The sequence below is a fragment of the Pseudomonas sp. BF-B-26 genome (assembly GCF_019956495.1).
Taxonomy (GTDB): domain Bacteria; phylum Pseudomonadota; class Gammaproteobacteria; order Pseudomonadales; family Pseudomonadaceae; genus Aquipseudomonas.
The window spans coordinates 59,136-71,421 of the sequence record NZ_JAHBDP010000074.1; the positions used below are offsets into that span (position 1 = coordinate 59,136).

The 12,286-nt window shown below is 60.3% G+C and carries 11 protein-coding genes; 5 read left to right on the top strand and 6 right to left on the bottom strand.

Features of this window, described 5'->3' with window-relative positions:
• Position 1: 1 nt before the first annotated feature.
• Both KGB03_RS15295 and KGB03_RS15300 read right to left on the bottom strand, forming a co-directional pair.
• Entirely contained in the window at positions 2–718 is a 717-nt protein-coding gene (locus KGB03_RS15295) for an LrgB family protein (protein WP_008152800.1), read from the bottom strand.
• Positions 715–1,077: a CidA/LrgA family protein gene (locus KGB03_RS15300; RefSeq protein ID WP_223527459.1), complete on the bottom strand. Its 363-nt coding sequence runs from the start codon at positions 1,075–1,077 to the stop codon at positions 715–717. Before KGB03_RS15300 ends, KGB03_RS15295 begins: the two co-directional genes overlap by 4 nt.
• 195 nt (positions 1,078–1,272) lie before the next feature.
• On the opposite strand from KGB03_RS15300, the gene KGB03_RS15305 reads away from it, so the two are divergent.
• The 3 genes from KGB03_RS15305 (at position 1,273) to KGB03_RS15315 (ending at position 4,228) form a co-directional block, all read left to right on the top strand.
• Complete coding sequence (locus KGB03_RS15305) at positions 1,273–1,728, top strand: MaoC family dehydratase (RefSeq protein ID WP_218537564.1); 456 nt, start codon at positions 1,273–1,275, stop codon at positions 1,726–1,728.
• 112 nt (positions 1,729–1,840) lie between these two features.
• Positions 1,841–3,559, top strand: coding sequence for a C13 family peptidase (locus KGB03_RS15310; protein WP_218537565.1), 1,719 nt, complete (start codon positions 1,841–1,843; stop codon positions 3,557–3,559).
• Positions 3,560–3,586: 27 nt separating this feature from the next.
• Positions 3,587–4,228 (top strand): oxidoreductase, encoded by a 642-nt coding sequence (locus KGB03_RS15315; RefSeq protein ID WP_218537566.1) that lies wholly within the window; start codon positions 3,587–3,589, stop codon positions 4,226–4,228.
• Between the two features lie 56 nt (positions 4,229–4,284).
• On the opposite strand, the gene KGB03_RS15320 is transcribed toward KGB03_RS15315, so the two are convergent.
• The 4 genes from KGB03_RS15320 to KGB03_RS15335 form a co-directional block, all read right to left on the bottom strand.
• Positions 4,285–4,569 (bottom strand): YceK/YidQ family lipoprotein, encoded by a 285-nt coding sequence (locus KGB03_RS15320; RefSeq protein ID WP_111451182.1) that lies wholly within the window; start codon positions 4,567–4,569, stop codon positions 4,285–4,287.
• Positions 4,562–5,194 carry a flavin prenyltransferase UbiX gene (gene ubiX, locus KGB03_RS15325; RefSeq protein ID WP_223527460.1) on the bottom strand — a complete coding sequence of 211 codons (633 nt, stop codon included), beginning with the start codon at positions 5,192–5,194 and terminating at the stop codon, positions 4,562–4,564. The genes KGB03_RS15320 and ubiX overlap by 8 nt, the downstream gene beginning before the upstream one ends.
• Positions 5,191–6,540 (bottom strand): UDP-N-acetylmuramate:L-alanyl-gamma-D-glutamyl-meso-diaminopimelate ligase, encoded by a 1,350-nt coding sequence (mpl, locus tag KGB03_RS15330; RefSeq protein ID WP_218537567.1) that lies wholly within the window; start codon positions 6,538–6,540, stop codon positions 5,191–5,193. Before mpl ends, ubiX begins: the two co-directional genes overlap by 4 nt.
• A 173-nt stretch (positions 6,541–6,713) precedes the next feature.
• Positions 6,714–8,627, bottom strand: a complete 1,914-nt coding sequence (locus KGB03_RS15335) for a sigma-54-dependent Fis family transcriptional regulator (RefSeq protein WP_223527461.1) — start codon at positions 8,625–8,627, stop codon at positions 6,714–6,716.
• A 423-nt stretch (positions 8,628–9,050) separates the two neighbouring features.
• Here KGB03_RS15335 and KGB03_RS15340 point away from each other — a divergent pair, with 423 nt between their 5' ends.
• Both KGB03_RS15340 and eat read left to right on the top strand, forming a co-directional pair.
• The gene (locus KGB03_RS15340; RefSeq protein ID WP_024164580.1) at positions 9,051–10,571 is read left to right on the top strand and encodes an aldehyde dehydrogenase family protein; all 1,521 of its coding nucleotides are present in this window, start codon (positions 9,051–9,053) and stop codon (positions 10,569–10,571) included.
• A gap of 218 nt (positions 10,572–10,789) precedes the next feature.
• A complete protein-coding gene (gene eat, locus KGB03_RS15345) occupies positions 10,790–12,160 on the top strand; it encodes an ethanolamine permease (RefSeq protein WP_192410805.1) in 1,371 nt (456 codons plus the stop codon).
• The last annotated feature ends 126 nt before the right edge of the window (positions 12,161–12,286 follow it).

Genomic DNA, 12,286 nt, shown 5'->3' on the forward strand with positions numbered 1-12,286 from the left:
CTTACACCACCATCGACACCGCCAACGGCAGGAAAACTGCCGTGGCCACGCCCATCAGACTCATCGCCAGCGCCGCGAAGGCGCCGCATTCTTCATTTTCCTGCATCGCCACCGCAGTGCCTACCGCGTGCGCCGTCATGCCCAATGCCATACCGCGCGCCTCAGGGCTGTGCACACCCAGCCTGGTCAAAAGACTCGGCCCGAAGATTGCCCCGATCACCCCGGTAATCAACACGAACACGGCCGCCAGCGCCGCGACGCCACCGATCTGCTCTGCCACCAGCATGGCAATCGGCGACGTCACCGACTTCGGCGCCATGGTCATCAGGATCATGTGCTCGGCACCAAACGACCAGCCCAGCAATACACCCATGCCGGTGGCGACGACGCCACCTATCACCAGCGTAGTAAATATCGGCCAGAACAACTGCCGAATGCGTCGCAGATTGAGGTACAGCGGTACAGCCAGCGCCACGGTCGCAGGCCCTAGCAGGATGCTGAGGATCTCGGTGCTCTTGCGGTACTCGGCATAGGTCAGGCCGCAACCCACCAATACGCCGATCACCAGCAGCATCGAGACCAGCACCGGTTGCAGAAAGATCCAGCGGGTTTTCTCGAACGCCGCCAGTACCAGCTGATAAGCCCCCAGCGTAATACCGATGCCGAACAACGGATGATGAATCACCGACGCCCAGGCGCCGTGCCAGTCGAAGATCATTGGCCATCCTCACGATGAGCGTGACGCTTGACCATGCGCTGCATCAGCACGCCAGCGAAGGCCATGGACAGCAACAGAGACAACACCAGCGCACCGACGATGGCCCAGAAATCCGCGGCAATGTCTTTAGCGTAAACCATCACACCCACGGCGGGCGGCACCAGCAACAACGGCAGGTAACGCAGCAGACTGCTGGCCGCGAGGCTCAGCGGTTCGCCAACCTGGCCACGACTGATCAGGAATACCAACAGCAACAGCAGGCCGACAATCGGCCCCGGCAGTATCGGTAAAAACAAGTGGTTGATGGCTGTGCCCAGCAATTGGAACAGCACCAGCCAGGTCAGGCCACGTAACAACATCCGTCATCTCCCGCCAATATCATCCCGCACAAACGGGCCGAGCATTATAAGCACGCCAACGCTATAGACCGGCATTCGCCAAAATCATGGTCAGTTGACCGGAGCCATTTGCCATGTTGATCTAAAGTGGTAATCCGGGAGGTCAAATCCCCCCACCTCAAAACTATAAAACCGATGAACCCAAGGAGAGTCTCAATGCCCTATGTTCCAGTTGCAGAGCTCAAAGATTATGTCGGCAAGGAACTCGGACGTTCCGAATGGCTCACCATCGATCAGGAGCGCATCAACCTGTTCGCCGAGGCCACAGGGGACTATCAGTTCATCCACGTCGACCCGGTCAAAGCCGCGCAAACGCCATTTGGCAGCACCATTGCACACGGTTTCCTGTCGCTGTCGCTGATTCCCAAACTGATGGAAGACATCCTGATCCTCCCTGAAGGGGTGAAGATGGTGGTCAACTACGGTCTGGATACCGTGCGTTTCATCCAGCCAGTGAAGGTCAATTCCAGGGTACGACTCAAGGTCGACATGAACGAAGTCACCGAGAAGAAACCCGGCCAATGGCTGCTAAAGGCCACCGCCACGCTTGAGATCGAAGGCTCGGACAAGCCGGCCTACATCGCCGAGCCACTGTCTCTCTGCTTCGTGTAACCCATCCCGGATGCGAAGCAGCTCACGCTGTTTCGCGCCCTCTCCTGTTTCCTGGCTATATAAGGTCAAACAGCTGCGGCATACTCGGTCGCCTAATTGCCCGGATCCCGCTATGCGCCCACTTGCACTCCTCGCTCTGACCCTATTGCTCACCGCTTGCGGCGACGGCGAATCGCTGTTGCCCCCCGACGCTCGCTTGCCGGACGGTGGACGTTATCGCGGCGAACTGGTCAACGGATTGCTGCAAGGCCAGGGCCGTATCGATTACCCGAACGGCAGCTGGTACGCCGGCGATTTCGACAAGGGCCTATGGCATGGCCAGGGCGAATGGCACGGCAGTAACGGCGAAGTCTATCGCGGGGGATTCAACCTGGGGCTGTTCGACGGCAAGGGCACGCTGACCACCAGCGGCAGCAGCTTCACCGGCAGTTTCAAAGCCGGCCGACGGGACGGCGAAGGCACCCTCAAAGAAAACGGCATGACCTACCGCGGTGAATTCAAGGCCGATCAATATTCAGGGCTCGGTCGTCTCGAACTCGAAGACGGCAGTTCGTATCAGGGCCAGTTCGCCCACGGCAAACCCAACGGCGAAGGCCAACGGAGCGACGCCAGCGGCAATCAGTTCACCGGGCATTTCGTCGACGGTCAGCTCGAAGGCAACGGGACGTTCAACAGCGCCGATGGCGATATGTATGTCGGCAGCTTCAAGAACAACCAACTGCACGGCAAGGGCCGCTACGAGAACGCCGACGGTGATGTCTGGCTCGGTCAATTCAAGGAAGGTTCGCTGAACGGCAAGGGCGAGTTGATCGGTGCCGATGGCAGCCATTACATCGGCCAGTTCAGCGATTGGCGCTTCTCCGGCCAAGGTCGATTGAACCTGCCCGACGGCAGCTTTTACATTGGTCAGTTCGACGGTGACAGTTACTCGGGGCACGGCACCCTGGTGCTGACTGACGGCACGGTGCAAAACGGTACGTGGGTCAATGGCCAGCGGGTTCGCGATGCCGATGGCAAGCTGCTGCCCGATAGCCTGGAACTCGGTTTGCTGGCACAGGGCCGTTTGCTCAACGATGCACTGTCCAACGTGCCGGCTTCGACCCCAGCGGTCGAGTTGTACACCTTGACCCTGGGCGGTGACGGCAAGCAAAGCGTGTTCCTGCGCGAATCCGATTACGTCAGCAACATGCTCAGCAGCCGCTTTGGTGCGTTTGGCCAGATCCGCCTGGTGAACCATCGCGACCACCTCGTCGACCGGCCGATGGCCACCCGGGAAAACCTGCGCCGCGCCGCCGCCACCCTGGCCGAACGCAGTGGCCCGGAAGACTTGATCTTCATCTACCTGACCAGCCACGGCTCCAGCGAACACGAACTGGTGCTCGACCAGCCGCGCATGGAACTGTCCGATCTGCCGGCCGACGAACTCGCCACGGTGCTCTCTCCGCTGAAAAACCGCGACAAGATCATCGTGATTTCGTCCTGTTACTCCGGTGGATTCATTCCGGCTCTCAAGGATGAACGCACCCTGATCATGACCGCCTCGCGCGCTGACCGCGTGTCCTTTGGCTGCTCGGAAGAAGCCAACTTCACCTACTTCGGCGACGCGCTGTTCGCCCAGGCACTGAACCAGACCGACGACCTGGAGCAAGCCTTCAAACTGGCCAGGGCCACCGTTGCGGAACGCGAGCTTGCGGACAGCTTCGAAGCCTCTGAACCGCAGATCTGGGCGCCGAAAACCGTCCTCTCTCACTGGCAGTTGTTACGCAAGCAGCAGGCACGAAAAGCGCTTCGAAGTGTCTCCTCCGACAGCAAGGATGCAAAGAGCAACTAAGCTGAAGAGTATCAAGGGGGAAACACTATGTACTTGACGCCTCAACACGTATTGCTTGCCGGAGCTACCGGGTTGACCGGTGAACATTTACTTGATCGCCTGCTCAATGAGCCCACGATCTCACGAGTATTGGCGCCCTCACGCCGGCCATTGGCCGAGCACCCCCACCTGGAAAATCCGGTCGGCGACCCAGCAGTGTTTCTGCCGCAATTGAATGGTCGCGTCGACATCGCCTACTGCTGCCTGGGCACCACTATCAAGAAAGCCGGCTCGGAAGAGGCCTTTCGTGCGGTGGACCTGGACATGGTGGTGGCGTTCGCCAAACGTGCACGGGAGATGGGCGCACGGCACCTGATCGTGATCAGTGCCCTGGGTGCCGATCGCAGGTCCCCGATTTTCTACAACCGGGTCAAAGGCGAGATGGAATATGCATTGCGCGCACAGGACTGGCCGCAACTGACCATTTGCCGACCTTCGTTGTTGCTGGGCGAGCGTATGGAACCGCGTATGGCTGAGCAATTCGTCGGGCCCTTGTCCCGTTTGATCCCCGGCAAATACCGCGGCATCGAAGCCTGCCAACTGGCCCGTGCCATGTGGCGACTGGCGCTGGAAGAGCAGGATGGGGTGCGGATTGTGGAGTCGGATGAGTTGCGCAAGTTAGGCAAATAATCCGCAGACCTGTGGCGAGGGAGCTTGCTCCCTCGCCACAAGAGCCGCTCTCAATTTTACAACCCACCCGTCGCCTGAAAACTTACCCCGATCACCGTGAGCACAGACAGCGGCAACAGCAGCGTGTCGAGCAACGCGCTGGCCGGCAGGTCGACGCCAGGGTAGCTCGGGGCTTCGGCGCCGAAGCGGTCCATGGCGCAGCAGCCGCCATTCAAGGCATACAAATCCAGACGCGTTCCCGAATACACCACCGGCGCCCCTGGCTTGGCGGCATCGAGCGTTCGCGCCGTGGCGCAGCCAGCCAATTGCAGCGCCAGCACCATTGCCAGCAGCTTATTCATCGCTGGTCAGATGGTGTTCGCCCCAACGCGGCAGCATGTCCTGGGGAATGTTCAGCAGATTGAGAATTCGCGCCACGACAAAATCGATCAAGTCGTCGATGGTTTGCGGCTGATGATAAAAGCCTGGCGACGCCGGCAAAATCGTCACGCCCATGTTCGACAACTTGAGCATGTTCTCCAGATGAATGCTCGAATACGGCGTCTCACGCGGCACCAGAATCAGCTGGCGACGCTCCTTCAAGGTGACGTCGGCAGCACGCTCGATCAGGTTGTTGCAAGCCCCCGTCGCAATAGCCGACAAGGTCCCGGTGGAACACGGCACCACCACCATCGCTGCCGGCGCGCCGGAGCCCGAGGCCACTGGCGACATCCAGTCTTCCTTGCCATACACCCGAATCTGCCCGGCGGCAGCACCGGTGTATTCGGTGAGGAAGGCCTGCATCATCTGGGTTTTCGGCGGCAACGAAACGTCAGTCTCGGTGGCCATCACCAGTTGCGCCGCCTTGGAAATCAGGAAGTGCACCTCGCGGTCTTCACGAATCAGGCAGTCCAGCAGACGCAAACCATACTGGGCACCGGAAGCCCCGGTCATCGCCAGCGTGATGCGTTCCGGGCCGTTGTTCATTGCAGCGCCTCGGCGAGTTTGCCGTGCAGGCCGCCGAAGCCACCGTTGCTCATGATCACCACGTGAGTGCCGGGCTGGGCCTGGCTCTTCACGCGCTCGATGATGCCTTCCAGCGAATCGCTGACGATCGACGGCACCGTGCACAACGCAGCAGTAGCCCCCAGGTCCCAACCGAGGTTGGCCGGCGCATACCAGATCACCTGATCGGCATCGACCACGCTTTCCGGCAAGCCGTCACGGTGAGCGCCGAGTTTCATGGAGTTGGAGCGCGGCTCGATGATCGCGATCAGCGGTGCATCGCCAATGCGCTTGCGCAGACCGTCGAGGGTCGTCGCAATCGCCGTCGGATGGTGCGCGAAGTCGTCATAGATGGTGATGCCACGTACTTGCGCGACTTTCTCCATCCGGCGCTTGACGCTTTTGAATGCGCTGAGCGCAGCGATGCCCATGGACGGCACAACACCGACGTGGCGCGCCGCAGCCAATGTGGCCAGGGCGTTGGCGACGTTGTGTTGGCCGGTCATGTCCCACTCGACCACACCTTGGGCGACACCTTCGAACATCACTTCAAATTTCGAACCGTCTTCGCTGAGCAGTTTGACCTGCCACTGACCGCCGGCACCGGTAGTTTGCACCGGGGTCCAGCAGCCCATTTCGATGACGCGCAGCAACGCAGGCTCGGTGGTCGGGTGGATCACCAGGCCTTCGCTCGGGATGGTCCGCACCAAATGGTGGAATTGCCGCTCGATGGCTGGCAGATCGGGGAAGATGTCGGCGTGATCGTATTCAAGGTTGTTCAGGATCGCCGTGCGCGGGCGGTAGTGAACAAACTTGGAGCGCTTGTCGAAGAACGCGCTGTCGTACTCGTCGGCTTCGATCACGAAGAATGGCGTATCACCCAGACGAGCGGACACCGAGAAGTTTTGCGGCACGCCGCCGATCAGGAAACCCGGGCTCATGCCCGCGTGTTCCAGTACCCAGGCGAGCATGCTGCTGGTGGTGGTTTTGCCATGGGTACCGGCGACGGCCAGCACCCAGCGACCTTGCAGCACGTGATCCGCCAGCCATTGCGGGCCGGAGACGTACGGCAGGCCTTTGTTCAGCACGTATTCGACAGCCGGGTTGCCACGGGACATGGCATTACCGATCACCACCAGATCCGGCGCCGGATCGAGCTGCGCCGGGTCATAGCCTTGGGTCAACTCAATGCCCTGGGCCTCAAGCTGAGTGCTCATCGGCGGATAGACGTTGGCATCGGAGCCCGTCACGTGATGGCCCAGCTCTTTGGCCAGAACCGCCATCGAACCCATGAAAGTGCCGCAGATACCAAGAATATGAATGTGCATTAGTCGACCTCGTAAAACATGGCCGCAGGTTAGCTTAGGGTGGGAAAATTCGCACTCTGTCTTTAATGATCGTCCCCACGCTGATCGTTCCCACGCTCTGGTCTGCCCCCCAAAAGCGGACGCGGAGCGTCCGGGGAGGCATTCCCACGCGGAGCGTGGGAACGATCAACGGCCTAGCGGGCTATCCCGTGTTTACGCAGTTTTCTGTAGAGGGTATTGCGGCTGACGCCCAACTGCTCCGCTGTATGAGTCATATGCCAACGCGTCTGTTCCAGCGCATTCAGCAAGGCCAACCGTTCAGCATCATCCAGCGGATGCTCCGACGGTTCTTCAACGGCAACAACCGGCACCGGTCGAGCCTGACGAATCATCACCGGCAAATCCTCCAGCCCGATCCGCCCACCGTCGCACAATGCCGCTAACGTGCGCAGCACATTGCGCAACTGCCGCACGTTCCCCGGCCAGGCGAAGGCCAGCAACGCCTGGCGTGCCGGACCGTCGATCAATACGGTTTCCCCGCCCGCCTCTTCGGCCAGCAAAAAGTCGAGCAACTGAGACTTGTCACTGCGATCACGCAGCGCCGGCAGCGCAACTTCCAGCCCGTTGAGCCGGTAAAACAAATCCTCGCGGAAGCTGCCGTCCTGCACCCGCTCCAGTAAATTACGGTGAGTGGCGCTGATGATTCGTACGTTGACCGACTCCGGCTCGCCGCCGATCGGCACTACCTGACGATCTTCCAGCACCCTTAATAGCCGGGTCTGCAACGCCAGGGGCATGTCGCCGATTTCATCGAGGAACAGAGTCCCGCCATCGGCCTGTTGCAACTTGCCGCGCATACCTTCCTTGCGCGCACCGGTAAAGCTGCCGCCGCGATAGCCAAACAGTTCGCTCTCGATCAGGCTTTCGGGGATCGCCGCGCAGTTAAGGGCGACGAAGGCTTTTTCTGCTCGCTGGCTGGCCTGATGGACGGCTTTGGCAAACGCTTCTTTGCCGGATCCGGTTTCGCCGTTGATCAGTAACGGTACGTCCCGCTCGAACACACGCAAGGATTTACGGAAATCCTCCTGCAACCCCGTGTCGCCCAAACAAATGCCCGATAAGCGCGAAGGTTCGGCGATCACCGCACTTTGCACCACCGGCACCGGAATGCTGCGTGGCTGCCCGCGCAACACCGCAAACAGACTCCGCCCGTCTCGGGTACGCAATGGCCAACTGGCGCTGGCGTTGACACTTGCGCGGCCGAGCAAGTCATCCAGCGAACAATCGAAAAACGCCTCCACTGGCTTGCCCAGCAACCCACCGCGAATATGCCCCAGCAGGTTCAACGCACTCTGGTTGACCGCACTGATTCGCCCTTCCCCGTCGAACGCCAGCAGCCCTTCGCTGAACAGTCCGACGGATTCGGCCTGAAGATGAAAACGCAGCAGCCATTGATTGTCGAAGTAACGCAGGAAATAGCAGCTCTCGATCATCTTCGCCGACAGATTGACCAGGGCCATGGTGTGGAACTGACTTTGACGAGAGACCTCATGGCGCGCCGAGGACACGTCAAGCACCGCCAGCAATTCGCCGTGAGGGTCGAACACCGGGCTCGCCGAGCAGGTCAGGCCGGTGTGACGGCCGCGAAAATGCTCATCCTGGTGGATGGTCAGGGACTGACGCTCCACCAGGCAGGTGCCAATACCGTTGGTGCCTTCGCAGGCTTCGCTCCAGTCAGCGCCGAGCCACAGGCCGGCGCGCTCGAAAATCTTCCGCTCGGCAGGCGCGGTGACGCAATTGAGGATCACCCCGCGGGCGTCGGTCAGCAGAACCGCGTGGCCAGCGCCGGAGAGCTGCTGATGAAGGCTGGTCATTTCGCTGCCGGCGATGTGCAGCACTTGCTGCAAGCGCTCGCGGCTTTCGAGTACGCGGCCATGTTCCAGCACTGTCGGCGCCATGGTCAGGGCGGGGTCTAGGTGATAATCCTCAAGACAGCGCAGCCAGGAACGGGCAATCGACGGGTCGCTGCCGGGACCGTGCAGGTGGGATTTGCCCTGAGTGACGGTCAGGACCTGCTGGGCATGGCGACTCAAATGGTTGTCGTGCATTTCTTATTGTTCTCCCGAGCGGTTTACCCCCTGTAGGAGCTGAGCTTGCTCGCGATGGCGTCTGTACAACCAACATCAACATTGAATGTCAGGACGCCATCGCGAGCAAGCTCTGCTCCTACAGGTTATGCAGCAGGTGCATAGATCGCTATGACTGAGTCATATGGGCTCCGAGCATCCTCCAGCGCGACGTGCATTGCAATGCTGGCGAGACCGACCCGTCACACGTTGCGCCAGAAGCGGTACAAAGTGTCACAGGGGCCGTACCGAAACCGTCACAGACAGAGTCCGCCGGTCCGACAAAAACCGCGTAAAGCCTTGATTTACCTGACCTGCAACGCAGTGGCCCGACCTTTGCTCTACGCTTATAGCAGGCGCACATGCGCTCTCCCTTATAAGCACAAAAGCCAAGGAGAAATCACCATGCGTTACGCTCACCCCGGTACTGAAGGCGCTATCGTTTCGTTCAAGAGCAAATACGGTAACTACATCGGCGGCGAGTTCGTCGCGCCTGTCAAAGGTCAGTACTTCACCAACACCTCGCCAGTGAATGGCCAACCGATTGCCGAATTCCCGCGCTCCACGGCTGAAGACATCGAAAAAGCCCTGGACGCTGCCCACGCGGCCGCTGATGCCTGGGGCGCCACGTCCGCCCAGGCTCGCTCGCTGGTACTGCTGAAAATCGCCGACCGCATCGAACAGAACCTCGAAGTCCTGGCAATCACCGAATCCTGGGACAACGGCAAAGCCGTGCGTGAAACCCTCAACGCCGACATCCCGCTGGCGGCGGACCATTTCCGCTACTTCGCCGGTTGCATCCGCGCCCAGGAAGGCAGCGCTGCCGAAATCGACGGCAACACCGTGGCCTATCACATCCATGAACCGCTGGGCGTGGTCGGGCAGATCATCCCGTGGAACTTCCCGATCCTGATGGCCGCCTGGAAACTCGCCCCGGCCCTGGCCGCCGGTAACTGCGTGGTGCTCAAGCCTGCCGAGCAAACGCCGCTGGGCATTACCGTGCTGATGGAGCTGATCGGCGACCTGCTGCCACCGGGCGTGCTGAACGTGGTGCAAGGCTTCGGCAAAGAAGCCGGCGAAGCGCTGGCCACCAGCAAACGCATCGCCAAGATCGCCTTCACCGGCTCGACCCCGGTCGGCTCGCACATCATGAAATGCGCCGCTGAAAACATCATTCCGTCCACCGTGGAGCTGGGTGGCAAGTCGCCGAACATCTTCTTCGAAGACATCATGAAGGCCGAGCCAAGCTTCATCGAAAAAGCCGCCGAAGGCCTGGTGCTGGCGTTCTTCAACCAGGGCGAAGTCTGCACCTGCCCTTCCCGCGCCCTGGTGCAAGAGTCGATCTACGACGACTTCATGAAAGTCGTGATGAAGAAAGTGCTGTCGATCAAACGTGGCGACCCGCTGGACACCGACACCATGGTCGGCGCCCAGGCGTCCGAGCAGCAATTCGACAAAATCCTTTCGTACCTGGAAATCGCCAAGGGCGAAGGCGCCGAGCTGCTGACCGGCGGCAAGGTGGAAAAACTCGAGGGCAACCTGGCGACCGGGTATTACATCCAGCCGACCCTGCTCAAGGGCACCAACAAAATGCGCGTGTTCCAGGAAGAAATCTTTGGCCCGGTGGTGAGCATCACCACCTTCAAGGACGAAGCCGAAGCCCTGGCCATCGCCAACGACACCGAGTTCGGCCTGGGTGCCGGCCTCTGGACCCGCGACATCAACCGCGCCTATCGCATGGGCCGCGCCATCAAGGCCGGTCGCGTGTGGACCAACTGCTACCACCTGTACCCGGCACATGCTGCGTTCGGCGGTTACAAGAAGTCCGGCGTCGGTCGTGAAACCCACAAGATGATGCTCGATCACTATCAGCAGACCAAAAACCTGCTGGTGAGCTACGACATCAATCCGTTGGGCTTCTTCTAATCCGGCGCGATACCGCGTAACGGCTATCGCGAGCAAGCTCGGCTCCTACAGGACTGCGTTGTACCTGTAGGAGCATGGCTTGCCAGCGATGGCGTCCTCAATGACACCGAAAAACATTGCCCTGCCGCTCTGGCACGGGCTTTGCGTGCCCGCTCCACACGAAAATTTCGTACTTGAAAGTCCAACAAATCAAAAAATAAAAAAGACAGCGAGGACTTATGACTTCTACTACACAGCTCAAACCCACACTCGGCACCCTGCATTTATGGGGCATTGCCGTCGGCCTGGTGATTTCCGGCGAGTACTTCGGCTGGAGTTACGGCTGGGGCACCGCAGGGACCCTGGGTTTCCTCGTCACCGCTCTGATGGTGGCGACGATGTACACCTGTTTCATCTTCAGTTTCACCGAATTGACTACCGCGATTCCCCACGCGGGCGGGCCGTTTGCCTACAGCCGACGGGCCTTCGGTGAAAAAGGCGGACTGATCGCCGGCATCGCCACGCTGATCGAATTCGTCTTTGCCCCCCCGGCGATAGCCATGGCCATCGGCGCCTACCTCAATGTGCAATACCCTGAACTTGACCCCAAGATCGCCGCCGTTGGCGCCTATTTCGTGTTCATGGGCTTGAATATCCTCGGCGTCAGCATCGCCGCGACGTTCGAACTGGTCGTCACCGTGCTGGCGGTCGCCGAATTGCTGGTGTTCATGGGCGTCGTGGCGCCGGGCTTCAGCTTCAGTAATTTCGCGCTTAACGGCTGGTCGGGCGCCAACGAGTTCACCATGGGCTCGATTCCCGGCATCTTTGCGGCGATCCCCTTCGCGATCTGGTTTTTCCTTGCGATTGAAGGCGCGGCGATGGCGGCTGAAGAAGCCAAGGACCCGAAACGTACGATTCCCAGGGCGTATGTCAGTGGCATTCTGACCCTGGTGTTCCTGGCCATCGGCGTGATGGTGATGGCGGGCGGCGTTGGCGACTGGCGTCAACTGGCGAACATCAACGATCCGTTGCCTCAGGCAATGAAAGCCGTGGTCGGCAACAATTCGAGCTGGATGCACATGCTGGTGTGGATCGGCCTGTTCGGTCTGGTGGCGAGTTTCCACGGGATCATTCTTGGCTACTCGCGACAGTTCTTTGCGCTGGCCCGGGCCGGTTACCTGCCACGCGGCCTGGCCAAGCTCTCGCGCTTCCAGACCCCGCACCGGGCGATCCTGGTCGGCGGCGTGATCGGCATCGCGGCGATCTACAGCGACGGCCTGGTCAATCTGCAAGGCATGACCCTGACGGCAGCAATGATCACCATGTCGGTATTCGGTGCCATCGTGATGTACATCATCAGTATGCTGAGCCTGTTCAAACTGCGTAAAACCGAGCCGAACCTTGAACGCACCTTCCGCGCGCCGGGCTATCCGATCGTGCCGGGGATTGCGCTGTTCCTGGCGGTGGTGTGCCTGGTGGCGATGGCCTGGTTCAACACACTGATCGGGTGTGTGTTCCTCGGGTTTATGGCTGCCGGTTACCTGTATTTCCAATTGACCGCCAAGCAGCGCTTCGATGCGCCGGCGGACGCGATGCTCGAAGGCGTCTGAGTTGCACCGGCGCCGGGCTGATTGCCGGCGCCTGCCCTATTGAAGTGCACGCAGTTTCCATGTGGGAGCGGGCTTGCTCGCGAAGGCGGAGTGTCATTCACCACCCATGTTGAATGTCAGTCTGCC

What these genes read in the sequence shown, in the direction of transcription:
- KGB03_RS15295 (WP_008152800.1), bottom strand. Translation starts at nt 718, where the DNA reads ATGATCTTCGACTGGCACGGCGCCTGGGCGTCGGTGATTCATCATCCG.
- KGB03_RS15300 (WP_223527459.1), bottom strand. Translation starts at nt 1,077, where the DNA reads ATGTTGTTACGTGGCCTGACCTGGCTGGTGCTGTTCCAATTGCTGGGC.
- KGB03_RS15305 (WP_218537564.1), top strand. Translation starts at nt 1,273, where the DNA reads ATGCCCTATGTTCCAGTTGCAGAGCTCAAAGATTATGTCGGCAAGGAA.
- KGB03_RS15310 (WP_218537565.1), top strand. Translation starts at nt 1,841, where the DNA reads ATGCGCCCACTTGCACTCCTCGCTCTGACCCTATTGCTCACCGCTTGC.
- KGB03_RS15315 (WP_218537566.1), top strand. Translation starts at nt 3,587, where the DNA reads ATGTACTTGACGCCTCAACACGTATTGCTTGCCGGAGCTACCGGGTTG.
- KGB03_RS15320 (WP_111451182.1), bottom strand. Translation starts at nt 4,569, where the DNA reads ATGAATAAGCTGCTGGCAATGGTGCTGGCGCTGCAATTGGCTGGCTGC.
- ubiX (WP_223527460.1), bottom strand. Translation starts at nt 5,194, where the DNA reads ATGAACAACGGCCCGGAACGCATCACGCTGGCGATGACCGGGGCTTCC.
- mpl (WP_218537567.1), bottom strand. Translation starts at nt 6,540, where the DNA reads ATGCACATTCATATTCTTGGTATCTGCGGCACTTTCATGGGTTCGATG.
- KGB03_RS15335 (WP_223527461.1), bottom strand. Translation starts at nt 8,627, where the DNA reads ATGCACGACAACCATTTGAGTCGCCATGCCCAGCAGGTCCTGACCGTC.
- KGB03_RS15340 (WP_024164580.1), top strand. Translation starts at nt 9,051, where the DNA reads ATGCGTTACGCTCACCCCGGTACTGAAGGCGCTATCGTTTCGTTCAAG.
- eat (WP_192410805.1), top strand. Translation starts at nt 10,790, where the DNA reads ATGACTTCTACTACACAGCTCAAACCCACACTCGGCACCCTGCATTTA.